Annotated in this window: 29 protein-coding genes; 10 read left to right on the plus strand and 19 right to left on the minus strand. The window is 61.6% G+C overall.

Features of this window, described 5'->3' with window-relative positions; translation table 11 throughout:
* Nucleotide 1: 1 nt before the first annotated feature.
* Genes BRA42_RS09200 through BRA42_RS09235 form a run of 8 tightly spaced genes read right to left on the minus strand, consistent with a single transcriptional unit; the run spans nucleotide 2 to nucleotide 3,840 of the window.
* The gene (locus BRA42_RS09200; RefSeq protein ID WP_342770522.1) at nucleotides 2–1,507 is read right to left on the minus strand and encodes a monovalent cation/H+ antiporter subunit D family protein; all 1,506 of its coding nucleotides are present in this window, start codon (nucleotides 1,505–1,507) and stop codon (nucleotides 2–4) included.
* Nucleotides 1,504–1,881, minus strand: a complete 378-nt coding sequence (locus BRA42_RS09205; RefSeq protein WP_292405376.1) for a cation:proton antiporter subunit C — start codon at nucleotides 1,879–1,881, stop codon at nucleotides 1,504–1,506. The genes BRA42_RS09200 and BRA42_RS09205 overlap by 4 nt, the downstream gene beginning before the upstream one ends.
* Nucleotides 1,878–2,309 (minus strand): MnhB domain-containing protein, encoded by a 432-nt coding sequence (locus BRA42_RS09210; protein ID WP_292405373.1) that lies wholly within the window; start codon nucleotides 2,307–2,309, stop codon nucleotides 1,878–1,880. Before BRA42_RS09210 ends, BRA42_RS09205 begins: the two co-directional genes overlap by 4 nt.
* Nucleotides 2,306–2,581: a hydrogen gas-evolving membrane-bound hydrogenase subunit E gene (mbhE, locus tag BRA42_RS09215; protein WP_292405369.1), complete on the minus strand. Its 276-nt coding sequence runs from the start codon at nucleotides 2,579–2,581 to the stop codon at nucleotides 2,306–2,308. The genes BRA42_RS09210 and mbhE overlap by 4 nt, the downstream gene beginning before the upstream one ends.
* Nucleotides 2,578–2,823: a hydrogenase subunit MbhD domain-containing protein gene (locus BRA42_RS09220; protein WP_292405366.1), complete on the minus strand. Its 246-nt coding sequence runs from the start codon at nucleotides 2,821–2,823 to the stop codon at nucleotides 2,578–2,580. Before BRA42_RS09220 ends, mbhE begins: the two co-directional genes overlap by 4 nt.
* Nucleotides 2,820–3,134: a monovalent cation/H(+) antiporter subunit G gene (mnhG, locus tag BRA42_RS09225; RefSeq protein WP_292405364.1), complete on the minus strand. Its 315-nt coding sequence runs from the start codon at nucleotides 3,132–3,134 to the stop codon at nucleotides 2,820–2,822. Before mnhG ends, BRA42_RS09220 begins: the two co-directional genes overlap by 4 nt.
* Complete coding sequence (locus BRA42_RS09230) at nucleotides 3,122–3,385, minus strand: cation:proton antiporter (protein WP_292405361.1); 264 nt, start codon at nucleotides 3,383–3,385, stop codon at nucleotides 3,122–3,124. The genes mnhG and BRA42_RS09230 overlap by 13 nt, the downstream gene beginning before the upstream one ends.
* Entirely contained in the window at nucleotides 3,382–3,840 is a 459-nt protein-coding gene (locus BRA42_RS09235; RefSeq protein WP_292405359.1) for a Na+/H+ antiporter subunit E, read from the minus strand. The genes BRA42_RS09230 and BRA42_RS09235 overlap by 4 nt, the downstream gene beginning before the upstream one ends.
* Nucleotides 3,841–4,158: 318 nt before the next feature.
* Between BRA42_RS09235 and BRA42_RS09240 the strand changes: the two genes are divergently transcribed.
* Together BRA42_RS09240 and BRA42_RS09245 are read left to right on the plus strand one after the other, a co-directional pair.
* Nucleotides 4,159–4,359 carry a rubredoxin gene (locus BRA42_RS09240; RefSeq protein WP_292405356.1) on the plus strand — a complete coding sequence of 67 codons (201 nt, stop codon included), beginning with the start codon at nucleotides 4,159–4,161 and terminating at the stop codon, nucleotides 4,357–4,359.
* The gene (locus tag BRA42_RS09245; RefSeq protein WP_292405353.1) at nucleotides 4,340–5,956 is read left to right on the plus strand and encodes a thiamine pyrophosphate-binding protein; all 1,617 of its coding nucleotides are present in this window, start codon (nucleotides 4,340–4,342) and stop codon (nucleotides 5,954–5,956) included. Before BRA42_RS09240 ends, BRA42_RS09245 begins: the two co-directional genes overlap by 20 nt.
* Nucleotides 5,957–6,000: 44 nt before the next feature.
* Here the strand turns inward: BRA42_RS09245 and BRA42_RS09250 are convergent, their stop codons facing one another.
* From BRA42_RS09250 to BRA42_RS09270, 5 genes are all read right to left on the minus strand, one after another.
* Nucleotides 6,001–6,744, minus strand: a complete 744-nt coding sequence (locus tag BRA42_RS09250) for an MIP/aquaporin family protein (RefSeq protein ID WP_292405350.1) — start codon at nucleotides 6,742–6,744, stop codon at nucleotides 6,001–6,003.
* A gap of 57 nt (nucleotides 6,745–6,801) precedes the next feature.
* The gene (locus tag BRA42_RS09255; protein ID WP_292405346.1) at nucleotides 6,802–7,017 is read right to left on the minus strand and encodes a DUF2180 family protein; all 216 of its coding nucleotides are present in this window, start codon (nucleotides 7,015–7,017) and stop codon (nucleotides 6,802–6,804) included.
* A 15-nt stretch (nucleotides 7,018–7,032) separates the two neighbouring features.
* Nucleotides 7,033–8,532, minus strand: a complete 1,500-nt coding sequence (locus BRA42_RS09260) for a DUF2193 domain-containing protein (RefSeq protein ID WP_292405344.1) — start codon at nucleotides 8,530–8,532, stop codon at nucleotides 7,033–7,035.
* 343 nt (nucleotides 8,533–8,875) lie between these two features.
* Nucleotides 8,876–9,877: a flap endonuclease-1 gene (gene fen, locus BRA42_RS09265; protein WP_292405341.1), complete on the minus strand. Its 1,002-nt coding sequence runs from the start codon at nucleotides 9,875–9,877 to the stop codon at nucleotides 8,876–8,878.
* A 49-nt stretch (nucleotides 9,878–9,926) separates the two neighbouring features.
* The gene (locus BRA42_RS09270) at nucleotides 9,927–10,241 is read right to left on the minus strand and encodes a hypothetical protein (protein WP_292405338.1); all 315 of its coding nucleotides are present in this window, start codon (nucleotides 10,239–10,241) and stop codon (nucleotides 9,927–9,929) included.
* Nucleotides 10,242–10,298: 57 nt separating this feature from the next.
* On the opposite strand from BRA42_RS09270, the gene BRA42_RS09275 reads away from it, so the two are divergent.
* A complete protein-coding gene (locus BRA42_RS09275; RefSeq protein WP_292405335.1) occupies nucleotides 10,299–11,210 on the plus strand; it encodes a presenilin family intramembrane aspartyl protease PSH in 912 nt (303 codons plus the stop codon).
* Here BRA42_RS09275 and BRA42_RS09280 read toward each other — a convergent pair.
* Nucleotides 11,158–12,123, minus strand: a complete 966-nt coding sequence (locus BRA42_RS09280; RefSeq protein WP_292405332.1) for an NOG1 family protein — start codon at nucleotides 12,121–12,123, stop codon at nucleotides 11,158–11,160. The two genes, BRA42_RS09275 and BRA42_RS09280, sit on opposite strands and share 53 nt — an antisense overlap.
* Nucleotides 12,124–12,171: 48 nt before the next feature.
* Here BRA42_RS09280 and BRA42_RS09285 point away from each other — a divergent pair, with 48 nt between their 5' ends.
* The 3 genes from BRA42_RS09285 to BRA42_RS09295 all read left to right on the plus strand — a co-directional run bounded on the left by BRA42_RS09285 (nucleotide 12,172) and on the right by BRA42_RS09295 (nucleotide 13,920).
* A complete protein-coding gene (locus tag BRA42_RS09285) occupies nucleotides 12,172–13,050 on the plus strand; it encodes a CBS domain-containing protein (RefSeq protein ID WP_292405329.1) in 879 nt (292 codons plus the stop codon).
* Between the two features lie 144 nt (nucleotides 13,051–13,194).
* Nucleotides 13,195–13,404: a histone family protein gene (locus BRA42_RS09290; RefSeq protein WP_292386548.1), complete on the plus strand. Its 210-nt coding sequence runs from the start codon at nucleotides 13,195–13,197 to the stop codon at nucleotides 13,402–13,404.
* A 258-nt stretch (nucleotides 13,405–13,662) separates the two neighbouring features.
* On the plus strand, nucleotides 13,663–13,920 hold the full coding sequence (locus tag BRA42_RS09295) for a PRC-barrel domain-containing protein (RefSeq protein WP_292405327.1): 258 nt from the start codon (nucleotides 13,663–13,665) through the stop codon (nucleotides 13,918–13,920).
* Here the strand turns inward: BRA42_RS09295 and BRA42_RS09300 are convergent.
* The 5 genes from BRA42_RS09300 to BRA42_RS09320 all read right to left on the minus strand — a co-directional run bounded on the left by BRA42_RS09300 (nucleotide 13,896) and on the right by BRA42_RS09320 (nucleotide 19,411).
* The gene (locus BRA42_RS09300; RefSeq protein WP_342770523.1) at nucleotides 13,896–14,600 is read right to left on the minus strand and encodes a phosphoglycolate phosphatase; all 705 of its coding nucleotides are present in this window, start codon (nucleotides 14,598–14,600) and stop codon (nucleotides 13,896–13,898) included. The genes BRA42_RS09295 and BRA42_RS09300 overlap by 25 nt on opposite strands.
* Nucleotides 14,594–15,568 carry a DNA repair and recombination protein RadA gene (gene radA, locus BRA42_RS09305; RefSeq protein WP_342770524.1) on the minus strand — a complete coding sequence of 325 codons (975 nt, stop codon included), beginning with the start codon at nucleotides 15,566–15,568 and terminating at the stop codon, nucleotides 14,594–14,596. Before radA ends, BRA42_RS09300 begins: the two co-directional genes overlap by 7 nt.
* 105 nt (nucleotides 15,569–15,673) lie before the next feature.
* Complete coding sequence (locus BRA42_RS09310; protein ID WP_342770525.1) at nucleotides 15,674–16,957, minus strand: nucleotide-binding protein; 1,284 nt, start codon at nucleotides 16,955–16,957, stop codon at nucleotides 15,674–15,676.
* Between the two features lie 16 nt (nucleotides 16,958–16,973).
* Entirely contained in the window at nucleotides 16,974–18,266 is a 1,293-nt protein-coding gene (gene lysA, locus BRA42_RS09315) for a diaminopimelate decarboxylase (protein WP_292405314.1), read from the minus strand.
* On the minus strand, nucleotides 18,263–19,411 hold the full coding sequence (locus BRA42_RS09320; RefSeq protein WP_342770526.1) for an LL-diaminopimelate aminotransferase: 1,149 nt from the start codon (nucleotides 19,409–19,411) through the stop codon (nucleotides 18,263–18,265). Before BRA42_RS09320 ends, lysA begins: the two co-directional genes overlap by 4 nt.
* Nucleotides 19,412–19,647: 236 nt before the next feature.
* Between BRA42_RS09320 and cutA the strand changes: the two genes are divergently transcribed.
* From cutA to BRA42_RS09340, 4 genes are read left to right on the plus strand one after another with little or no spacing between them, the layout of a single operon-like run.
* Nucleotides 19,648–19,965, plus strand: a complete 318-nt coding sequence (cutA, locus tag BRA42_RS09325) for a divalent-cation tolerance protein CutA (protein WP_292405309.1) — start codon at nucleotides 19,648–19,650, stop codon at nucleotides 19,963–19,965.
* Complete coding sequence (fdhD, locus tag BRA42_RS09330; RefSeq protein WP_292405305.1) at nucleotides 19,965–20,708, plus strand: formate dehydrogenase accessory sulfurtransferase FdhD; 744 nt, start codon at nucleotides 19,965–19,967, stop codon at nucleotides 20,706–20,708. The genes cutA and fdhD overlap by 1 nt, the downstream gene beginning before the upstream one ends.
* On the plus strand, nucleotides 20,705–21,175 hold the full coding sequence (locus tag BRA42_RS09335; protein ID WP_292405302.1) for a DUF1890 domain-containing protein: 471 nt from the start codon (nucleotides 20,705–20,707) through the stop codon (nucleotides 21,173–21,175). The genes fdhD and BRA42_RS09335 overlap by 4 nt, the downstream gene beginning before the upstream one ends.
* Nucleotides 21,160–21,441: a DUF1894 domain-containing protein gene (locus tag BRA42_RS09340; protein ID WP_342771336.1), complete on the plus strand. Its 282-nt coding sequence runs from the start codon at nucleotides 21,160–21,162 to the stop codon at nucleotides 21,439–21,441. The genes BRA42_RS09335 and BRA42_RS09340 overlap by 16 nt, the downstream gene beginning before the upstream one ends.
* The last annotated feature ends 341 nt before the right edge of the window (nucleotides 21,442–21,782 follow it).

The following is a 21,782-nucleotide window of genomic DNA, read 5'->3' on the forward strand; positions in this document are numbered from 1 at the left end:
ATCAGGCTCCCCCAAGGAGAATTGAGACGGCAGGACCGACGACCTCCATCACGCCCTCGACGAAGATGCCGAGGAAGAGGCAGAGGAGAGCGAGGCCGACGATCGGGACGAGCATCGAGAGGGGCCCTTCCCGTGCTGCGGTGCGGGGGTGAGCTTCGTTGTGGTCGCTGTGAAGGCCTCCAAAGTATGCGGTCTCGATGAACCGCCAGATGTACCCGACCGCAAGGAGCGATCCTAACAGGAGAACGGCTGCATAGACCCAGTGACCGGCTTCAAGCGCCCCGAGGACGAGGTAGTATTTGCTCATAAACCCGATCGTGGGGGGAATGCCGATCATCGATGCACCGGCAAGGGCGAATGCGGCACAGGAGATCGGCATCGTCGTTGCAACGCCCTTCAACTCGCTCAACCGCGATGTCCCCATCCGGTAGATGATCAGCCCCGCGACCATGAAAAGGCAGCCTTTCATCACGGCATGGCCGAGGATATGCAGAAGACCCCCTTCCAGCGCGATCTGGTTTGCAACGCCGAGTGCAAACATGATATACCCGACCTGGCTGACGCTTGAGTACGCGAGCATCCGCTTGAGATCCTTCTGTGCGATAGCGAGAACCGCACCGGCAACGATCGCAACCGTCGCGATGAAGAGGATGAACCCGGTCACCGGGAAGGTATCGATGATGTATGCTGTAGTAAAGACCGAGAAGAGGATCCGGAACATCGCATAGATACTCACCTTCGCCATCACGGTCGAGAGGAGGACCGTCACCGCAGAGGGTGATTCTGCATACGCATCAGGGAGCCAGAGATGGAGCGGGAAGAACGCCGCTTTGATGGAGAACCCGATTACCAGGAAGAGGAATGCGGCATGAACCGTTGCAAGCCCGTATGATGCAGGGAGCAGCTGAGCAATATCCGCCATATTCAGCGTCCCGGTCGCGGCATAGAGGTTCGCGATACCGAGGAGGATGAACCCTCCTGCAATCGACCCGAGGATGAGATAGTTGAAACTTGCCACGTACGCGCGCGGCCTTCGGGCTGAAGCGATCAGGGTGTATGCGGCGATCGACGATATTTCAAGGAAGACATAGAGGTTGAAGATGTCGCCTGTGATCGTCATGCCGACAAGGCCGGTTATGAGGAGCTGGAAGAGCACATAGAATGAGACCGTCTTCTCCGGTCCTATCTCTGTTTCAACGCTTCTTCTTGCATAGACTGCCGTTGCCGCGGCAAGAAGCATGATCGCTGCCAGGATATAACTGTTGAAACCGTCGACGACGAGTTCGATCCCGAGCGGCGGCGCCCACCCTCCAACACTATACCGGATCGTTCCCTCCTGCATCACATGCAGGAGGATGGCGATTGCGGATCCAAACTGGAAGAGGACCGTTATAAGCGATATGGGGTAACAAAACCTCCGGTCATACCATCCGGCCAGGAGTGTCAGGAGCGACGCGAGGATCGGGATGACAATCATGAGGACCGGAATATGGTCGATCACCGTCATCGCTTCCTCACTGCCTGCATCAGTTCATCCTCATCGATGACCCCGTACTCTTCATAGATCCGGACGATGAGCGAGAGGGCAACCGCAGTTACGCTCACCCCGACGACGATAGCGGTCAGCATAAGCACGTGCGGAACCGGGTTGACGTAGAGGGCATCCACCCCTTCGGGAAGGTAGATCGGTGCAGTGCCTCCTTCCACCTCGCCAATCGAGATATAGAAGAGAAATATCGCGGTCTGGAAGATGTTGAGTCCGATGAGCTTCTTCACCAGGTTCTGTTTTGCGATCAATGCATAGAGCCCGATCAGCATCAGGATGATCGCCATCCAGTAGTTGTACCGCGAGAGGAAGAGTTCGTAGAACGCTTCTATCATGGAGATTCTCCCCTTCGCTCGGCCATATCATAGATGATCGATGTCATCACCGCCATCACGGTGATCCCGATCCCGACCTCGACTGCGTCAAGGAGGTACCCATGGAGGTGCGGTATACCGAGTGTTGCCTCGATTATTCCGTACTCCAGGTAATTTCCTCCCAGGATGAGGCAGAGGAGCCCGATACCGGCATAGATGGTGATCCCGATGATCGAGCAGATCATGATCCATTTGTTGTTAAACCGCTTTTTGACACTGGAAAGGCCGAAGGCGATGGTCATCAGGATGAATGACGAAGCAAAGACAACTCCTCCCTGGAACCCGCCGCCTGCCCCCGATGCACCATGCACGATGACGTACAGTGCAAAGACCTGGATAAACGGGACCGCAAGCCGCGATACGGTCCTGATGACGACGTTCTCTCTCATAACTGCCCACCCCGTCTGAGCAGGAGGGCGACCGATATCCCTGCGGTGAAGATCACCACAGTCTCTCCAAGTGTATCGAATCCACGGTAACTGGCAAGTATTGCGGTGACGATGTTTTCAATCCCGATATCCGGAAGAACCGAATTGATATACAGTTCCCCGGTGTATTGAGTGGCCGGAGCTTGCGGATCGCCGAATGCCGGCATATCCTCGATTGCCCAGAAGAGGATGATGCCGATGAGGAGAACCGCAAGCAGAGCTTTTGCCCTCAATCCGATGAACTCCTTTTCGTTCGTGCTATAGCTGCGATAAAGAGGACGGTGGTTATCCCGGCCCCTACTGCGGCCTCGGTGAAGGCGACGTCGACGGCGTTCATCACCGACCAGAGTACCGCCATGGCCAATGAGTATGCGGCAAGGATTATTGTTGCATGGAGGAGGTCGCGCACCGTGATCGCGGCGATTGCACAGCAGATCATAAAGAGGAGGAGGGCGAAGTCGAGCTCCCAGATCATCGCCGTTCATCCCCCTTCTTCCATGGTTTAACCCCCCGAATGTGGGCAAAATTCATAAGAGCATGAACCGCCGTCGGCGACGTGATGAAGATGAAGACCACAAGGAGCAGCAGTTTCACCGCAATCAGGGTCATCCCCTCATACAGGATAAAACCGGTCAGCATCATCCCCTCGCCGAGGGTATCGCACTTGCCGCTTGCGTGGGCACGGGTATAAAAGTCGGGGAGCCTGACAAGGCCGACGGCACCGACGACCATGAAGAAGAGGCCGATTACGATGAAGATCAGGGCTAATGTATTCAGCAGATGCATCCTCTCCCGAGGTACTTGGCGATCGCAAGGGTCGCGATGAAGTTGATCATCGCATAGACGATCGCGATGTCCACAAAGAGCGGCCGCTCATAGATGAAACCGATGAGGACAAGGAGGATGATCGTCTTTGTTCCGATGGTATTTACCGCAATAAGGCGGTTTTCCACACCGGGACCCGCCAGTACGCGATAGAGGCAGAGAAAGATCGTCAGGATCAATACGATCGCACCGGCATGGAAGATATCGATCACGGTGCCTCACCAAAGATCCGTGCCAGATCGTTCTGCATACTCCTCCCTTCGAGGAGTTCTTCTTCCGACGCCTCCCGGACGAGGGCATGCACAAGATAAGTCCCGCCCGTTACGTCGACCGTCACCGTCCCCGGAGTCAGGGTTATTGCGTTTGCAAACGATGTTCTGAGGATATCGTTTGTGAACGGCGTATCGACGGTGATCATCCCGGGATCGATCGGCATCTTCGGGTGGAGGACCCGGTATGCGACATCGATGTTGGCATAGAGGATAGCCAGCATCAATTTGGGGATATAGAGAATGAATCGGATGAACGTACGTGCGGATAGAATGAGGCTTCGGTCGGATCTGAAGATGAGATCCCCGGAGATGAGCGTCACGATGCTGCAGCAGATGATGCCGGCACCTATATGAAAGGGATCCAGATACCCGGAAAGGACATACCAGAAGATCATCAGTATTAAAAATACTGTGATATAGCGAGTAACTGACGTTTTGCCGGTATTTGAAGACAATTCATACCCTCCGGAGTAGTGTTTCTTTAAACTTGAGGAGTATTGCTTATAATAGTATCCCCCGCCGCTTCAAGCGCTCGTTCGCGATCGCTCGATTCCTCCCTTTCAGCGTTTCACATGGCTCCGGATGAACCAACTCCTCGGTCGCAACGATCCCGAACCGTTGCACCCGGACTCATCCGGGCCTGCCCTCGGGGGCGATGCCTTTTATATGTGAAGATGGGGTACAGCAGGAGTCGCCATCGGGACGTGAGCGGTATGGCGCGATGGGTGTGCAGTGTCTGTGATTACGAGTATAATGAGGAGGCCGGAGACCCGGCCGCCGGCATACCCCCGGGCACGCTCTTTGAGGACCTCCCGGACGATTGGCGGTGTCCCCGCTGCACCGTGGGGAAGGGGGCGTTTGTGCGGGTTGACGAAGAGGAAGAGGTGAAGACGGATGAAGAAGACTACCTTTGAAGGGGCCACCATGACCGTGGCCGACGTGCTGGTCGCGGAACTCGCGGCATGGGGGATCACCCTGTACTTCGGCATTCCCGGGGCGTCGGCGCTCCCGCTCGTGGACGCGGTCAGGAAGAACGAAAACGCCCGGTACATCGTCGTCCGGCACGAGCAGACGGCGGCCCTCGCCGCGTCCGCCTACAACAAATTCACGGGGAAGATCGCGGTCTGCCTGACCATCGCCGGACCCGGGGCGACGAACCTCGCGACCGGCCTGTACGACGCAAAAGAGGACCATGCGAGCGTGCTTGCGCTCTCCGGGCAGGTGAAGACGCAGTACGCCGGCCCCGGCGGCATCCAGGAGATCGACCAGGACGCGTTCTTCCGGCCGATTGCGGTCTTCAACAACACCGTCGCCGACCCGACGACGGCGGTCAAACTCCTCACCCGCGCCCTGCGCTACGCCGTCGTCGCCCGCGGTGTCGCCCAACTCTCGCTCCCGAACGACGTCCAGAGAGAGCCGCTCGAACTGGCCTACTGCGAGCGCGAGACCTGCCTCCCGGAGGCCAGGGTAGCGCCGACCGACGAGGCCGTCGGGGCGGCGGCGGCGATCGACGGCGCCGCACGGCCGGTGATCCTCGCGGGGTTCGGGGCCATGAGTGCGGCCGGGGCGGTCTTCGATCTTGCAGAGGTGATCCAGGCGCCGATCGTCACCACGTTCCGGGCGAAGGGGATCCTCCCGGACGATAACGGGTGGATTGCCGGGGTGCACGGCCCCCTCGGGACGCCTCACGCCCGGGCGCTTGTCGCGGCCTCGGATCTCGTGATCGCCTGCGGGGCGAGTTTCTCCGACCTCACCGGGATCCCCCCGGAGAAGCGGGCCGTCCAGGTCGATATCGACCCGCTCCAGCTCGGCAAGCACCCGCTCGCGGCCGGGGTCTGGGGCGACTGCACCATCGCGCTGCCCCGGATCCGCGAGCGGGTCCGGCCGCGAGAGGACCCGGCGGTCAGGCAATGGCTCGCGGAGCAGAAACAGGCGTGGTCGGACCGGCTCGACCGGGAGGCCGACCCGGAAGCCGTCCCGATCCGCCCGCCCTACATCATGAAGGTCCTCTCCGAGACCCTGCCGGAGGATGCGGTCGTATCGCTCGATGTCGGGGAGAACCAGTGGTGGTTCGGGCGGAACTTCCGGATGAAGCGGCAGCGGTTCGCGATGTCGGGCTACCTCGGGACGATGGGGTTCGGGCTCCCCGGGGCGCTTGCAGCGAAACTGGCCTACCCTGATGCGACCGTCGTCTGCATCACCGGGGACGGCGGGTTCTCCATGGTCATGGCCGACTTCGCCACGGCGGTCAGGTACGACCTTCCCATCGTCGTGGCGGTCTTGAACAACCACGAGCTTGCCATGATCCGGGAGGAGCAGCGGGAAGCGGATTATCCCCCCTACGGCACCGACCTCACGAACCCCGACTTCGCCGCGTACGCGGAAGCCTGCGGCGGTGCCGGGATACGGGTGACCCGGCCGCAGGAACTCCGGGACGCCGTTCTGGCTGCACTGCAGATGAACAAACCCGCCCTCATCGATATCGAGACCGACCCGAAGCGGTTCGAGTGAGTTCTCGGCCGGGGGAAAGTGCGAAAAGAGGAGTAGGGTTTGGGTTACTCGCCGGCGAGGTAGTCGTAGAGGAACGCCGCGAGCACCGCACCGACGATGGGGCCGACGATGTAGATCGGGAAGAATGCCCAGAGGTTCGATCCCCCAAGCAGCCAGTCGCCGAGGTACGGCCCGAATGTACGGGCGGGGTTCAGTGATGCGCCGGTCAGGTTCCCGATCGTTGTGATGACGCCCGCGACCGTAAGGCCCACCGCGAGACCGGCAAAGCCCGGCGTGGCCCGTTCATCGACGGCAACGCCCATGATGACGAACATTAAGAGGAACGTTCCGATAGCCTCGATGACGATCGCCTGCAGGTAGCCGATGCCGGGGAAGGGGGCCGTTGCCCCGAGGCCCCCGATAGTGACGGCGTCCGGGCCGACGGTCCAGGCAAAGAGGAGACTTGCAGCCGCTGCGCCGATGAACTGGGCGACGATGTACGCGCCCGTATCGCGTCCGGGGAACCTCCGGGTCGCAAAGAGCGCTATCGTCACCGCCGGGTTGATGTGGCACCCCGATACCCGCCCGAGGGCATAGATGGCCCCCGCGATGGCGATACCGAAGGCAAGTCCTATGGCGAGCCAGTCCCCGAGCCCTCCGAGCGCCCCGATTCCGCCGTTGAAGGCGTTCGGCGGCGAAGTTCCCGCGGCGAGCATCAGCGTGACGACGGCTGCACCGGCTCCGAAGAAAACCAGGATGAATGTGCCGACGGCTTCGGCGACGAATCGTTTTCCAAGAGATGCGGTCATGATATCACCGGATAGGTGTGTGCTTGGAGATTCGGCCAAGAAGGTCCGGGGTGTGCTTTACTTCCCTTTCTCATACAGGGCGGCATAGCACGCAGGGCAGAGGATCCGCGGCAGCGGAGCCTTCACACGCCTGCTGGGGAGCGGGTAGCCTCCCTCCCAGACATCGACGTCCTTCCGGATGGCGTGGTCCATACAGAGCCCCATCCCGCAGACGATGCAGATCGCCACCGCCTCGCTCTCCTTCCCCTCAAGGGCGCAGTAGTAGCACTTCATGGCGACTCATTCCTCCTAGACCGCCTCTTTCCACTGACAGTACCGCTGCCGCTGGTCGACCAGACACGCCGTGGCGCAGTTCTTGCAGGCCCGCACCGGGGCGGCCGCCTTGTCCTTCTCGAGGGCGATGATGTTCGTCATCATCGTCGCGGTCACGGGCTCGCTCGTCAGGAGGCACGGGTAGTCGGCAAGCCGCATCAGGGCGGAGAACCGGACGGAGATCGCACAGGCCGCATAGGCGTAGCGCTGGGGGTTCATCAGCACCTCGTTTGCGCGGATGGGCGAGAGGTCGACGGGGTAACTGCCGACCCTGGGGACCAATTCCGCACCGGACCCGTTTGCGTTCCGCTGTGCCTTGTCGAGGAGTTTCCAGCCGCGATAGATCATGTCCATGAAGTCGCAGTTATGGAGTTCTGCCGCCGCTCCCCTGGCCGGGTAGCGCTGGACGTAGTTGTGGAACCTTTTCGTGAGCAGGTCGACGATCATGGGTGCGTTGAACGCGTCGAGCTGGAGGATATACTCGGTTGCAGCCGCCGATGCTCCGGTTGCGACCGAGAGGACGTCCCAGTAACTCTTGTAGGAGTCGAGCGAGTTCTTGAGCGTCGACTCCATCACCCCGGTGACCGCCTCGATCACCGCCATCACGACGTCGTCCTTACACATGTTGAAGGTCGTCTGCGCGATGTGGTGGGCGACGTCGCCGACGCCGTAGGCGGGAATGGTCAGGATGTTGCCGTAGTGGACGCCGTCGTCGATTGCAGCCTTGATCGTCGCTTCCATCCGCCGCCGGTACTCGCTCATGTACTTCCGCTGATCAAAGGAGGTCATCCCGGCCTCATCCATCAACTCCGCCTGGGCTTCGACCGGTTCGCGGTAGATCTTCTGCATGGTCGCGATCTCTTTAGCCGTCGCTTCAGTGGGGGTGGCCCTCGCCTCGAGGGCATGGGCGAAGGCGTCTCCGAAGCCGTAGGAGGTGTTCATGCCCCACGACTTGGCGGCGAGGATCGCTCGCTTGTGCTCGACCGGGATATCGGTCTTCTGCAGCACCCGGTTCACCACGTTGCTCGTGCTCCCCGGGATCAGAGCGAAGTCGACGACGCAGGTGGGGCCGTAGAACCCGCCGTAGTGCCGCACCGCCTCAAGGCCGATCCGGGCCTCCGCATCCGCGATTGCCTGCACGAAAGTATCGACGCTTCTTGCGAACGCCTCATCCTGACTTTTCAGGACCTCGAGCACCACGGGTGTCTGATAATGCTCGACGAACGGGTCGTCTTCGGGACGGACCGTCGTCGTGAGGCCCTTGAGGGTCTCGTAGTGCGCGATCACCGAGTTCTTGTGCAGGTCGATGACCGCCCGGCTCTGGTCGCCGATCGCCGTCATCTTCCTGGCCACGTCGACGTAGGGTTTCGTGTCCTCTATGACGAACTTCTGGCCGCGTTTTGCCTTTACCGTATCCACGTCCGCCCGCTGGGCGGCCATGGCCTCATTTATCATCTTCTCGTAGAGTTCTCTCATACGAAGTCACCTGTTGATTCTCCTTACGGCGGTCCCTTGCGGGGCCGCCGGATCTGACAGAACGGTTCCGATGCGAGGGGGGTACAAATGCTGGCGCAATCCCGGAACGGGGCCTGATGATCCGGGAAGTCCGCGGTTAACTGCGGTCAGGAACGTTTGAACGGTAGTTAGGGATACATCGGCTCACTGTTGGTCCTCGCATCCTCTATCCTCTTCGAAATACCGGTAGAGACCCGTCAATCGAGATACTGCGTCCTCCTCGCATATATCTCTTGTGTCTTCGGGGAAAATCCATATCCAAAGATAGAGCGAGTCTTCCGATTATCGGGTCTGCTCGGGCGTATCAGAACCAGGCGTCCAGCGTCTTCTGCGTCGCCTTCGTCGAGACCTTGGCGAGAGCGTTTTCGACCCGCTCCTCGGAGAAGTCGTAGCGCCCGCAGAGCATCTCTACAACCCCCCCGACATCCGGCGGCCTCCACTCGAGGGTGTAGTCGTCGGCGACCGGCGGGTCGAGGAAGAAGTCCCGGACCGGTTCCGGGTCAAAATCGGGCTGTTTTTCCGCGATCACTGACTCAAACTCACCGTTTCTCACGATCTTCAAGGCCGTCTTGCCGCCGACGCCCCGGATGCCCGGGTTGAAGTCCGTGCCCACCAGGATGCCGATCTCGACGAGTTGCTCCCGGGTAACGCCGAGGCGGTCGAGGAGGGAGGAGAGGACGATCCGTTCCGGTTCCACCGTAATCGTCCGCCCTCTGGTCTTTCGCCGGCCGCTGACCGTGAGGTTCCGCACCAGCACCGGAGAACCGAAGAGGAGCGAGTCGTAGTCCTGCGAGACCGCGTAGGCGACGCTCCCCCTCTGCACCATATGGGCCGCCTGCGCTTCACCCTCGCTCGGTGCCTGCACCCGGGGGATCCCGAGCAGGTCGAGGAGTTCACAGGACGACGCGATGATATGGTTGTCGATCCGGGCGGATGCGCTCGCCTGCTTATATGCCTCCTCCATATCCCCCTCCCGGAGCGCCGCCTTCCAGGCTTCGTCGGCCCTGGCGCGGACCGCCCGCCGCTCTTCGATCGTCTCCTGCTTGAACTCCGGCGGCTTTCCGTCGAAGACGTAGACCGGCTTGATGCCTTTTTCCAGGAAGTTTACCGTCCGGAAGAGGATGCCGGAGAGGTGCGAGGTGATCCTTCCGGCACCGTCCATCAGCGGGGTGCCGTCCGGTTGCCGGATGATCGAGAGGAACTGGTAAAGCGCGTTGTGGGCATCCACCGCGGCGGTGCCGGAAAGATCGCTCCACGTCAACGTCTCTTTACAGTCTGCCAGAATATCGCGGATAGCAACGCCCATGCTTACCTACTCATGAGAGGGGGAGAGACCATTAAGTTGGCGATCCGGTTCACCGATACATCCGCCGGGAGAGCCCGTCGACGATCTCCTCGATATGACTCACGGTATTGTCGTACTTGGCGCTCATTGTCTTTCCCATCTCCTCCATATTCACGCGCATGGTGCGCTCTCGCTGCACGACGCTCTTCTCGAGGCTCAGAATCTTTATGCCGAGAGAGATGAGCAGCCCCCCGAGTGAGAGCATCATAAGCGTCGCCGCAACCGCTATGATCAGGTCCTGCCAGAACCGCATCACCAGCACGACGGTGGAGACCACCATCACGATGGTGAGAACAATGTCGCCGATGAGTTCGCGAAACTCCATAATTTAAAGTAATGAGGATGCATTAATTAACCTACCTATAATGAATGGAGTTTTGTGATGCAGATACGCGACTGGCTGCCGTTTCTCGGGATGCCCATCATGCTCTTTGCCGTCCAGATCATCGTCATCGTCCTCATCCGCCCCATGCAGGCGGCGGGGCTTGTGGCGTTTGAAGACCCCGAGTCGGTTGCAAACCCCCTGATCTTCATCGGGATACTGCTCGCATTCACCCTGTTCCTGCTCCTTCTGATCCGGGTGGGGGGGCGGCGTTTCATCTCCGTCCTCATCGGCGCTTCCATATTCCTGACGTTCCTCTACATATTCGGGGCGCTCTTCCTGCGTGCGCTCGGGCCCACCGATGCCGCGGCCGTCGGGACGCTCGCCGTTGCCGGAGCGGCGACGGCGCTCCTCTACCTCTACCCGGAATGGTATGTCGTCGATATCCTCGGGGTGCTGCTTTCCGCGGGCATTGCATCCATTTTCGGGGTCTCTCTCGCTATCCTGCCGGTGCTCGTGCTGCTCGTGCTGCTCGCGGTCTACGATGCCATCTCGGTCTACCGGACAAAACACATGATCACGCTTGCCGAAGGGGTTCTCGCGACGAAAGCCCCCATCATGGTCGTGGTGCCGAAGCGGGCGGACTACTCGTTCCGGCGCGAGAGCATCAGCATGGGTGAGGGGGAGGAGCGCGGCGCGTTTGTCATGGGTATGGGCGACCTCATTATGCCCTCCATTCTTGTGGCGTCGTCGCACGTCTTTGCGGGTGCGCCCGCCGTCGTCGGGGCCCTCTCCGCCCCGACCATCGGCGCGATGGCAGGCTCCCTTGCCGGCCTCGCCGTGCTCCTCTATGTTGTCAACAAAGGAAAGCCTCAGGCCGGGCTCCCCTTCTTAAACGGGGGCGCGATTGCAGGTTTTATCATTGGAGCGGCTCTCGCAGGCTCGTTTTCGTGGCTTCCTTTCGGTATGTGAGCAGGAGGTCGAGCACCGCCGCCACGCCATCGCCGGTGAGCGTGGACATCGCCGGACAGCCTTCGAGCCCCCGGATATCCGCTTTATTTACAACCGTCACCACCGGCACGTCGACGAGCCGGGAGATCTCGTCGCGGAGCCGGAGCTGGTCGTCGAGCGCGTAGCCGCAGTGCTCGCTTGCGTCCAGAATGAAGAGCACGACGTCGGCCGTGTTGATGATGGCGCTTACCGCCTGCCGCTCGATAGGGTTCCGTTCGTCCGCCGGCCGTTCGAGGACGCCGGGCGTATCGATGAATTGGATGCGGTCGCGTTTCCCGATATCCCGGTGACCGACGATGACCCCCTTGGTGGTGAACGGGTAAGCGGCGATCTCGGGGTCCGCCGTTGAGACGGACCTGATAAACGAGGATTTTCCGACGTTCGGGAACCCCGCCACCACCACGGTGAACTCCCCCTCGGTCACGTGCGGAAGTTTCCGCAGGATGTTCCGGGCTTCGTTGAGAAAGGCGAGGTCGTCTTCCACCTGGTGGACGATTGAGGCGATTCGGGCGACGGCCTGCCGCCGTTTCTGGTCCGTATCTTCTGCGGACCGCATGCTGCGGGTGTATCCGGACCCGATGGTCCAGACCTGGTCGGCCGCCCAGGTGACGGCCCCGAGGGACTGCTTCAGCCGGTCGAGCGAGACGAGGATATCGGCCACTTCCTGATAAAAGGGAGGGAGGCGCTCGAAACTCGGGAACGAGCTGACAGCGCTTTTTAACTTGTCGTGGATTGACTTCGCAGCCGCTCTCACGAACTCCTCGTTCGCCCGGTCGACGTTGGTCTTCAACTTCTTTTTGGCTGCCGCCCTGCGAAGACTGCGATCGAGCACTTCATCAGCCGTCGGAACGGTCGGGATAGTTTCAAACTCCACGGTACGCACAACCTAATGTATATAAACAACGTATCATGACTGATGATTATGGATCTCTCTCCCATTCAGAAGGATATCCTGATAACCCTGATTACTCTATATCATCAGTCTTCTCATTCTATAAAGGGTGAGGAGATCGCGGATGTGCTGAAGCGCAACCCCGGCACCGTCCGCAACCAGATGCAGGCGTTGAAGGCGCTCGGGCTTGTCGACGGTGTGCCCGGCCCCAAAGGCGGCTACAGCCCGACGGCACGTGCGTACAAAGAGCTGAACCTCGGGGACCTCGATCACCAGTTCGAGGTGCCGATCTTCCGCGACGGCGAGAAGGTGAAGGGTGTACGGGTCGCGGAGCTCGATTTTACCACACTCTGCCACCCGGACCTCTGTCATGCCGAGGTCAGGATCATCGGGAGCGTGAAACTCTTCCGCGTGGGGGATATGGTCTCGATCGGACCCACGCCGGTGAACAAACTGCTTGTCCGCGGCGAGGTCTACGGGATGGACGAGAACCTGCAGGCGCTCCTGATCAGCGTCTCGGAGATGATATCCCTCCCGAAACAGTCGATCAAGCACTATATGAGCACACCGCTCCTGACCCTGCCGCTCTCCGCCACCCTCCGGGATGCCGTCCGCCTCTTCAATACGCACCGCATTCACGGGGCGCCGGTGATGGAGGACGGCCGCCTCGCGGGCATCGTGACGTTGAGCGATATCGCCCGGGGCCTGGATGAGGGCCTGACGCTGGATTCGCCTGCCTCAGAAGTCATGACCGCCGATGTGGTGAAAGCGCCGTCGTCGATCCGGCTCTACGAACTCGTGGGCCGGTTCAAGGAACGGGAGATCGGGAGGCTGATTGTGGTCGAGGACGGTAAGCCCATCGGGATTGTTACTCAGACCGATATTATTCGGGTCTTTCCCTCACTTTGATACCCTCCCCGTTCTGAATTTCGCCCTCGAACCCCTCTGGTGACAGATAACTATTTATATATGAGCACCTATGGTGCTTCTGTCAAACGAGTTCTGTGTGAGAGTACATTGCACAGAACTCAATGAAAAGGGGGAAATGAGATCATGACTGATATACCTCTGGCACCCGTTGGCAGAATCGTGAAAAAGTCCGGCGCGGAGCGGGTGAGTTCCGATGCCAACGAAGAGCTTGCAAAACTGATGGAACAGTACGCGTCGAGGATCGCGAAAGAAGCGATCAAACTGGCGGGTCATGCGGGCAGAAAGACGGTCAAGGCCACCGATGTCCGGATGGCGGCCGAGACCGTAAGATGAAAACCCTACTTTCTCTTTTCCGGTCCGGTTTGAAGAGCCTTCTCTGCGGGGTCGTCCGCTGGCATTGTGCGTCAAACAACGGGGTACGGGTGCGATTCGCGGCCTTTCCGCGCCGGCCGATATGCGGCTGCAGCCCCCGGAACGATTGAACCCGGGCGACAGCGACGTTCTTCCCGGTGAAAAATCCATTAATCGGGTTTTTTCGGGATTTCGGGGTATTTGGAATGTTTATATAGTACAAACACCCCACGGTTCTGTATGAGTAAAACCTTCAGTCGCGCCCTTGCGAGAAAGCGGGTGATGAGTAACGACGGCATGCTCATTGGCGTTATCAAGAACATCATGATCGACCTCAGCACGGGGCAGGTCGTCGACCTGATCGTCAAACCGGACGATACGTTCAGGACGGACGGCTACCGGATGGACGGGGATCGGATGCTCGTGCCGTTTGAGTCGGTGAAGGACATAAAAGACTATATTGTGGTCGACCGCTACCTGCTGAAGAGATCGGGATAATACTTTTTCACCGCTTCTACAAACCCGTCCCCGTAGGCGTTTTCGGTGACCAGGTCCGCCGCCGAGCGGGTCTCTGCCGGGGCATTTGCAACAGCAACACCGATCCCGGCGGCTTTGAGCATCTCGATGTCGTTCTCCGAGTCCCCGACGGCCAGTATCTCCGCGAGGGATAACTCCATCTCGCCGGCGAGTTCCCGCATCGCCGTCCCCTTGCTCACGCCGAGCGCCTGAAGGTGGATTGCAAACCCGGTGTCGAGCACGCGGACGGGGAGGCGGCGGTCACGGATGACCGCTTTTGCCTCGTCGGGATCGATGTTTCGGGCGAAGGCCACATCGGCGAACCGGTACTGTGCGCCGAAAGGTTCGAGTTCGACGTCTTTTCGTGCGAAATAGTCTTTGAGTTCCTCAAACGCTGCAAGGCAGGCCTCCCTGTCGCCGGCGATGCGGAGAGTGCCGGGAAACCCCCTCCGGTAGACGCCGCCGTTCTCGCCGATGATGGTCCCGTCCGTCCCGACCATCTTGCAGAGAGCGTCCATGAAGCAGACGATGTTGCCGCTTGCAAACACCACCGTGATCCCGGCGTCGACGAGCGTCCGGACGGCCTCGACGGCCGCGGTGTTGATGCGCCGCCGCCGGTCGGTGATGGTGCCGTCGACGTCCGTAACGAGTGCCTTCAGCACGGTTTGAGCCCCGCCTGCTCGACCATGAACGCCGCCTCACCTTCGGGGAGGTTGGGGCTGTCCACCAGACGGGCGACCCGTTTGCCCCCTTTGCTCTTACGGAGGTAGAGCCGGAAGGTTGCGGTATGCCCGACGATATTGCCGCCGATCGGTTTCGTGGGGTCGCCGAAGAGGACGGCCGGGTTCGACATCACCTGGTTGGTCACGAGGCCGACGGCGTTGTGGTCGTCGATCAGTTTCAGGAGGTCGTGCATGTGGCGGTTCAGTTTCTGCTGCCGGGCGGCGAGGGTGCCGCGCCCCGCATACTCCGAGCGGAAGAGCGACGTCAACGAGTCGATGACGAAGAGCCTGACCGGGTAGTCGGTGGTCCGGAGGTCGTTTGCGAGCTCCCGGGCGGTCTCGAGGAGCAGCATCTGATGATCGGAACTGTGCGCCCGGGCGACGTGGATCCGCTCGAGGATCTCCTCGAGCGGCCCGATGTCCGCCTCTTCCGGGAGGCCGTTGACCATCTGCTCGATACGTTCCGGGCGGAACGTGTTCTCGGTGTCGACGTAGATGACCCCCCCGTGCAGGCCGCCGAGTTCCTCCGGGAGCTGGGCGTTGACGGCCATCTGGTGGACGATCTGGCTCTTGCCGGACCCGAATTCTCCGTAAACCTCCGTGATCGCCTGCGTCTCAAGACCCCCGCCGATCAGTTCGTCGAACTCGGGGACCAGCGTCTTGAGTTTCTTGATATCTTTTCTCTTATCCAGGATATCCCGGCCTGTTTTGAAGCCTCCGATATCCGCCATCTTCCGGGCGGCGAGGATCACCTTTTTTGCGGTCCCTTCGCCGATCTCGGCCGCTTCGGCGAGATCCGACGTTGTGGCCGTTGCAATGCTCTCAACGGTTCCGTATCCGGCCTCGCGAAGTTTATCGGCAGTGGTGGTCCCGACACCGGGTAAATCTTCAAGATCAATCTCTGACATCTCATTCCTCACTTGATCTCTCGTGGTCTTGTTGTGTTACACTAAGAGTCTATAGCGGGAGACATAAAGGTCGCTTGCCGTGCGGGGTGAAAGTGAAGATCGGGATCAGGGTTTCCGGGAGAGACGATCCAGACGGCGCTGCAGTTCTTCCCGATCGGGAATCACAGGCTCCAGGTGGTCCAAAGTGATCACGCCCCGATGCACGGTTCCTCTCGCGCGCACCATGCAGCCGACGGGCAACGGCCCGGCGAGGAGGTAGCAGGCGTCGCCGGTTTCAAGAGCGGTCCCCTGCCGGGTGGCGATGATCGTCCCTTCTACCTCCACGTCTTTCTCCTCTTTTGCGAGGACGACGAGAGCGCTTCCCCACGAGAGGTGCACCTCGAGGTCGCCGTACCGCCCCCGCTTCGCCGCACCGTTGTAGACCTCGATCCGGTCGCCGGGTGCCAGAAGTTCGTCTGCTCTCTCGCCCCAGACGACGACCGGGACCTCGCCGGTTTCGTCGGCGAGGAGAAGGTTCCGGACACTGGACGTCCTTCCGCTCCGGGTGACAAACGAATGAGGAGGCTGCACGCGGACAACCGTGCCGGCGAGCGAATACGTCCCTCCTTCCTCAACGTCCGCGACGGCATCCGTCGGGACGGCGATCTCCCGGTCGATGTACGAGACGGATGCCGACTCGCCGAGGCTGTACTCGACGCCCCGGTCGCTCTCCCGGAGAACGGCGCCGCGGATGACGACGCTTCTTCCCGCCTCGACCCCGAGCAGGGCATCAGGAGCCCAGGCGACGAGCCGGAAGATGCCGTCTTCATTCCCGATAACCGCATCGATCATCTCTCCCGGGCTCCCGTCGCGCCTCCTGAACGTCCGCGGGCTCCCGATGGCGATGAGCCTGACTTCGAGATCTTCTCCCGGTCCGGGAAGTACCGAGGGTTCAGTCTCCGCGCAGGCGATCTCGCACGCCGCTTCCTGGACCGCGACGGCCGTGACGTCGGGGACCTTTCCCCCGCCCTTCGGCCGGCCGAGGATCTCGAGCACGTCTCCTGCCTCGATCTCCTGGACGCCGCCGGCCTTCTCGTCCCAGAGTGTCAGCCTGGCCCTGCCGGTCTCGTCGCCCACTATCACGTTTGCGACGAGGCCGGCCGTGCCGTCGGGCCGCTCGAACTCCCGGGGTCCCTCGACGGCGAGCACCTTTGCAAAGAAGCAGACAAGGCTCGGAGACGCGGCGAGATCGCGTATCCGGACGTGCGCCCGCCCGATCTCTTTGACGACCAGCATCGCCGCCGTCCGTTCGTCCAGGAGGTCCCCCGACTCCGCCACCTTATCGAGAACCCGGTGCTCGAACTCCTTCTCTGAGAGGAGGTCGTCGACCAGAAGATAGTGGAACTTCACGGCAGCCGCTCCGGCCTTACGCCTGCCAGGAGGGTCTCACCATCGGGGCGGTCAGGTCGTCGATCGTCTCGGCCCGGCGCATCAGGGCCGCCTTCTTCCCTGCGAGGAGCACTTCGGCGCACCGGGGGCGGCTGTTGTACTGGGACGACATGGCAAACCCATAGGCACCGGCGTCCAGCACCGCGATGATGTCCCCGGCCGCCAGCTCGGGAAGCAGACGATCTTTAGCAAGAATATCACCCGTCTCGCAGATCGGCCCCGTAACGGAGTACTCTCGTGCGGCGGGGGCGTCCGCCTTGTTTGCCGCCACGACCTCGTGGTAGGCGTCGTACATCGTCGGCCGGACGAGCAGGTTGAACCCGGCGTCGACGTTCGCGAAGGTTTTGTGCGCGGTCTTGACTGAGTTGACCCGGGTTAAGAGGACCGTCGAGTCGGCGACGAGCCATCGGCCCGGTTCGACCCAGAGTTCGGGCTCGATCCCGAGTTCCCGGATGCCCCGGAGGAAGACCGGCACGACCGCTTCTGCGTAGTCTTCGGGCGTCGGGGCCCGTTCGGTCTCCCGGCGGTAGGGAATCCCGAGGCCTCCCCCGATATCGATGAACGAGGGTTCGACGCCGATATCGATGAGGTCGCGGGCGACGTCGATCAGGACCCTGACCTCATGGGCGAAGGGCTCCACGGCGAGGATCTGCGAGCCGATGTGGCAGTGGATGCCGATCGGGTTCGTATGCTCGAGCGAGAGCGCCTCCCGGTAGGCATGGAGGATCTGCCCCGCCGGGATGCCGAACTTGCTTGTCGCAAGACCGGTGGCGATCTTCGGGTGGGTGGGGACGTCGATCGCCGGGTTGACCCGGAACGCGATATCGACGGTCTTTCCCGCCTCCCCGGCCGCGGCATCGAGCTGCCGGAGCTCGTCGGGCGAGTCCACCGAGACCCGGATGCCTTTCTCGACCGCAAGAGCGAGGTCGGCGGGGGTCTTTGAGCTCCCGTTGAAGAGGAGCGACGCAGGAGGCATTCCCGCCGCGAGGGCGAGCGCGACCTCCCCGGCGGAGAAGACGTCGGCCCCGGCGCCCATCGATGCGAGGGTCCGGAAGACCGCAAGGTTGCCGTTCGCCTTTGCGGCGTAGAGCACCCGGACTTTCGGATAGCGCGCGGTGAGGGCGCCCGAAAGGCGGCGGAAGTTGTCCTGTATCCGCTCCTCGTCGGTGACGTAGAGCGGGGTGCCGAACCGGTCGGCAAGGTCAACCGTATCGTGCTCGCCGATCCGGAGGCGGCCGTTCCTGACGGAGAGGTGGGAGGGGAGGATCACAGGCCGAGCCCCCGCATCCGGTCCACCGCCTCGTTGATCCGCTCGATCGACCGGGTAATGGCGAACCGGACGAACCCTTCGCCGTTCCGGCCGAAGCCCACTCCGGGAGTCGCGACGATCCCGGCCCGGTCGAGGAGTTTTGCGGCAAACGCCATGCAGTCGTCGACCGGCACCCAGACGTAGAAGGTGGCCTTCGGTGCCCGGACGTCGAATCCGATCTCGGAGAGTCCCCGAACGAGCGCGTCCCGGCGCTCCCGGTAGACCGAGCAGGCCTCCCGCACGCAGTCCTGGGGGCCGGTGAGCGCGGTTATCGCAGCGTGCTGGATGGCGTCGAACGCACCCGAGTCGACGTTGGTCTTGACCCGGCCGAGCCCGGCGACTACTTGCGGGTTCCCGCAGGCCATGCCGATGCGCCACCCGGTCATGTTGTAGGTCTTTGAGAGGGAGTGCGTCTCGATCCCGACCTCCATGGCGCCGTCGGCCTCGAGGAACGAGGGCGCCCGGTAGCCGTCGAAGGTGATCTCGGAGTAGGCGTTGTCGTGGACGACGACGATCTCGTGCTCCCGCGCGAACTCGACGACCTCCTCGAAGAACGAGAGCGGCGCCGTCGCCGCGGTGGGGTTGTTCGGGTAGTTGATGAAGAGCAGTTTCGCCTGCTTCACCACGTCGGCGGGGATATCCTCAAGCACCGGGAGGAAGTTGTTCTCCGCCCGGATGGGCATCTCGTAGACCTTTCCCTCGGCAAAGAGGGTGGAGGTCTTGTAGACGGGGTAGCCGGGGTCGGCGGCGAGGACGACCTCGCCGGGGTTGACGAACGCCTCGGCGATGTGGGCGATGCCTTCCTTCGACCCGATGAGCGCGAGCGCTTCCTTCTTCGGGTCCAGGTCGACCCCGAACCGGCCGCGATACCACTCTGCCACCGCCTCGCGGTAGGCGAGCATGCCGGTGTAGGAGGGGTAATGGTGGTTCTTCGGGTCACGGGCCGCGGTGCAGAGCGCCTCCACGATGTGCGGCGGAGTGGGGAGGTCGGGGTCGCCGACGCCGAGATCGATGACGTCGACACCCTGGCGCATTTTCTCCTCTTTCATCGCGTCAATGCGTGCAAAAAGGTACGGGGGAAGGTGATCCATGCGTCTTGCGTACATTACCCTGAGTATTGCGCACGGAACCCTATCTAATTTCTTGCCCGGGCCCCGCGGACCGGTGACACGTTGCGGTCTTACGGCCCGACGCCGTATCCGGACCTCCAATGGGACCCACGTCCCGCATACGAACCCACGCGCGGCGGCGACATCCCCGAAGCCGGGGTCATTGCACGGCTCCGGCCCCTCGGCCCGGGCGCCGGAGAACGGTTAAATACGGACGCTACGAAGATAACATCATGGTTCTCCCGGAGTATGTTGTAGTCTTCTGCACGGTCCCCGCCGAAGAAGCGGAGACGATGGCGAGGGCGCTCGTCGATGCCCGGTTGGCCGCCTGCGTGAACGTTACCCCTGTTCGGTCCTGCTTCCGGTGGGAGGGCAGGGTCTCCAGCGAGCCGGAACAACTCCTGATCGTCAAGACACAGTACCGCCTGCTCGACCCGCTCATCGCCAGGGTCCGGGGACTTCACAGTTACGACCTCCCCGAGATCATCGCCATACCCATCGTCGGCGGTTACGCCCCGTACCTGGACTGGGTCCGGGAGGAGACATCCTGATGGAGACCGTCGGTCGCACCGGGATTCAGGTGACGGGTGGCGGCGCGCACGAGGTCCACGACGACATCACCCTCGAAGACCACGTCCGGCTCTTCCTGAACGGGGAGTACCTCGCGACCCTGGTGGCAAGCCCCGACCGCCTCGATGACCTCGCAGCCGGGTTCGTCATCTGCGAAGGGCTGACCGATACCATCAGTTCGGTGGAGGTCTCCGGGAAGGACGTGCACATCACCGCCCCGGTCGGGAAGGAGATCCGGCTGGAGGTGGAGTCGTCCGGCGGCTACCGCGTGCTCGGCGAGCCCAAACCGGTCGCCTCGTCGATCACCGTCACGGCGGACGGTATCCGTGCAGTCACGGCGGCGGTCGAGTCCGATACCTGGAAAAAGACCGGCGCCGTGCACTGTTCGGTCCTCTTCTGCAACGGCGAACTCATCACCCGGGCATGCGACGTCGGCAGGCACAACACCGTCGACAAGGTCGTGGGCTACGCGGCCCTCCGGGGGCTGGACCGCTCGACCTGCATCCTCGGGTGTACGGGAAGGCAGCCTGCGGGGATGGTTGCAAAGGCGGCGAACGCGGGGATCCCGGTCATCGTCTCCCGCGCCGCCTCGACCGACCGCGGCATCCAGACGGCAGAGCGGGCGGGGATCACGCTGGTCTGCTTCTCGCGGGGAGAGCGGTTCACGATCTACACGCACCCGGAACGGGTGCCCGAGGTCCTGAGAACACTGGAGAGATCATGACGGAGAACGACGAAAAAACGGCGCTGATCCTGCTCGGGTGCCCGCAGGTGCCCGTCCAGACGAGTGTGGCGCTCTACCTCGCATACGGCTTGAAGCAGCGTGGCGTCCGGCCGGTGGTTGCCGGGACGGCGGCGGCCAGGAAACTGATAGAAACGGCCGACCCGGGCCGGCACTACCTTTCGGAGATGAACGACCTTGACGACACGATCGACGAAATTACGGGGAAAGTGCGTGACTTCGACCTCTGCTTCGTCTTCATCCACAACGATTCCGGGGTTGCCTACGCGGGCACCATGGCCTACATCTCGAAGGCGCGGCTGTATGCGCTCATCTTCGGGGAACACGCGGAAGAACTCGCCGGAGAGATCGAGTTCCCCTGTGAGGTCGTCGCGGCGCGGGCCGTGCACAACCCCATGCCGCTACGGCGGAAACTCGACGAGGTGATGCAGCAATGGGCGGCTGTCTAGAAGCGATGAAACCCGAGGTCGTTCTCTCCCAGACCTCTTTCCGGGAGGCGCGGGAGTATATCAAGAAGAACGTCCGGGAGTATTACGAGGTCGAGCCGGGCTACAAGATATTTGACGTCCACATCATCGGCGTCGCGCCGCTCTACGTCGGCGTGGAGGGCGAGCACCTCATATTCCCCTACACCAAGCCTTGCCATGGGACGTTTGTGGTAAAGGTTCCGGGCGGCGATGAGATCGCGCGGCTGCGGAAGAGGAAGGGGAAGTAACCCGCTTCAATTTTTAGGGGTGGCTCACGAACCCGTCCCGGAGACGAGTACTCACATCGTCTGGACCGTGGAGCGATCCTCCTGAAAACAGTTCATCGTAGCCATACCGATCAGAACCTCGGACGACCGGTTTGAGTGAACCACTCCGAACGGGACTGTCTGGGGCTGAGCCAGTGCCGCGCGATATAAATACCGCAGTCTTTCGGGCGCGGAGATGGTCGGTTGATCTGCAGGTGCAAACCCTTTTTGTCGATGCCGTGACCGGGCACCTGCAACGTCTAGCCCCGTTACGTTTTAAAAAAGCATCTTACCGAGACAATCTATGGATATAACACTAAAAC

The sequence above is a fragment of the Methanoculleus sp. UBA374 genome (assembly GCA_002508705.1).
GTDB classification, from domain to species: domain Archaea; phylum Halobacteriota; class Methanomicrobia; order Methanomicrobiales; family Methanoculleaceae; genus Methanoculleus; species Methanoculleus palmolei.

What these genes read in the sequence shown, in the direction of transcription:
- BRA42_RS09200 (WP_342770522.1), bottom strand. Translation starts at nt 1,507, where the DNA reads ATGACGGTGATCGACCATATTCCGGTCCTCATGATTGTCATCCCGATC.
- BRA42_RS09205 (WP_292405376.1), bottom strand. Translation starts at nt 1,881, where the DNA reads ATGATAGAAGCGTTCTACGAACTCTTCCTCTCGCGGTACAACTACTGG.
- BRA42_RS09210 (WP_292405373.1), bottom strand. Translation starts at nt 2,309, where the DNA reads ATGAGAGAGAACGTCGTCATCAGGACCGTATCGCGGCTTGCGGTCCCG.
- BRA42_RS09220 (WP_292405366.1), bottom strand. Translation starts at nt 2,823, where the DNA reads ATGATCTGGGAGCTCGACTTCGCCCTCCTCCTCTTTATGATCTGCTGT.
- mnhG (WP_292405364.1), bottom strand. Translation starts at nt 3,134, where the DNA reads ATGCATCTGCTGAATACATTAGCCCTGATCTTCATCGTAATCGGCCTC.
- BRA42_RS09235 (WP_292405359.1), bottom strand. Translation starts at nt 3,840, where the DNA reads ATGATCTTCTGGTATGTCCTTTCCGGGTATCTGGATCCCTTTCATATA.
- BRA42_RS09240 (WP_292405356.1), top strand. Translation starts at nt 4,159, where the DNA reads ATGGCGCGATGGGTGTGCAGTGTCTGTGATTACGAGTATAATGAGGAG.
- BRA42_RS09245 (WP_292405353.1), top strand. Translation starts at nt 4,340, where the DNA reads ATGAAGAAGACTACCTTTGAAGGGGCCACCATGACCGTGGCCGACGTG.
- BRA42_RS09250 (WP_292405350.1), bottom strand. Translation starts at nt 6,744, where the DNA reads ATGACCGCATCTCTTGGAAAACGATTCGTCGCCGAAGCCGTCGGCACA.
- BRA42_RS09255 (WP_292405346.1), bottom strand. Translation starts at nt 7,017, where the DNA reads ATGAAGTGCTACTACTGCGCCCTTGAGGGGAAGGAGAGCGAGGCGGTG.
- BRA42_RS09260 (WP_292405344.1), bottom strand. Translation starts at nt 8,532, where the DNA reads ATGAGAGAACTCTACGAGAAGATGATAAATGAGGCCATGGCCGCCCAG.
- fen (WP_292405341.1), bottom strand. Translation starts at nt 9,877, where the DNA reads ATGGGCGTTGCTATCCGCGATATTCTGGCAGACTGTAAAGAGACGTTG.
- BRA42_RS09270 (WP_292405338.1), bottom strand. Translation starts at nt 10,241, where the DNA reads ATGGAGTTTCGCGAACTCATCGGCGACATTGTTCTCACCATCGTGATG.
- BRA42_RS09275 (WP_292405335.1), top strand. Translation starts at nt 10,299, where the DNA reads ATGCAGATACGCGACTGGCTGCCGTTTCTCGGGATGCCCATCATGCTC.
- BRA42_RS09285 (WP_292405329.1), top strand. Translation starts at nt 12,172, where the DNA reads ATGGATCTCTCTCCCATTCAGAAGGATATCCTGATAACCCTGATTACT.
- BRA42_RS09290 (WP_292386548.1), top strand. Translation starts at nt 13,195, where the DNA reads ATGACTGATATACCTCTGGCACCCGTTGGCAGAATCGTGAAAAAGTCC.
- BRA42_RS09295 (WP_292405327.1), top strand. Translation starts at nt 13,663, where the DNA reads ATGAGTAAAACCTTCAGTCGCGCCCTTGCGAGAAAGCGGGTGATGAGT.
- radA (WP_342770524.1), bottom strand. Translation starts at nt 15,568, where the DNA reads ATGTCAGAGATTGATCTTGAAGATTTACCCGGTGTCGGGACCACCACT.
- BRA42_RS09320 (WP_342770526.1), bottom strand. Translation starts at nt 19,411, where the DNA reads ATGTACGCAAGACGCATGGATCACCTTCCCCCGTACCTTTTTGCACGC.
- cutA (WP_292405309.1), top strand. Translation starts at nt 19,648, where the DNA reads ATGGTTCTCCCGGAGTATGTTGTAGTCTTCTGCACGGTCCCCGCCGAA.
- fdhD (WP_292405305.1), top strand. Translation starts at nt 19,965, where the DNA reads ATGGAGACCGTCGGTCGCACCGGGATTCAGGTGACGGGTGGCGGCGCG.
- BRA42_RS09335 (WP_292405302.1), top strand. Translation starts at nt 20,705, where the DNA reads ATGACGGAGAACGACGAAAAAACGGCGCTGATCCTGCTCGGGTGCCCG.
- BRA42_RS09340 (WP_342771336.1), top strand. Translation starts at nt 21,160, where the DNA reads ATGGGCGGCTGTCTAGAAGCGATGAAACCCGAGGTCGTTCTCTCCCAG.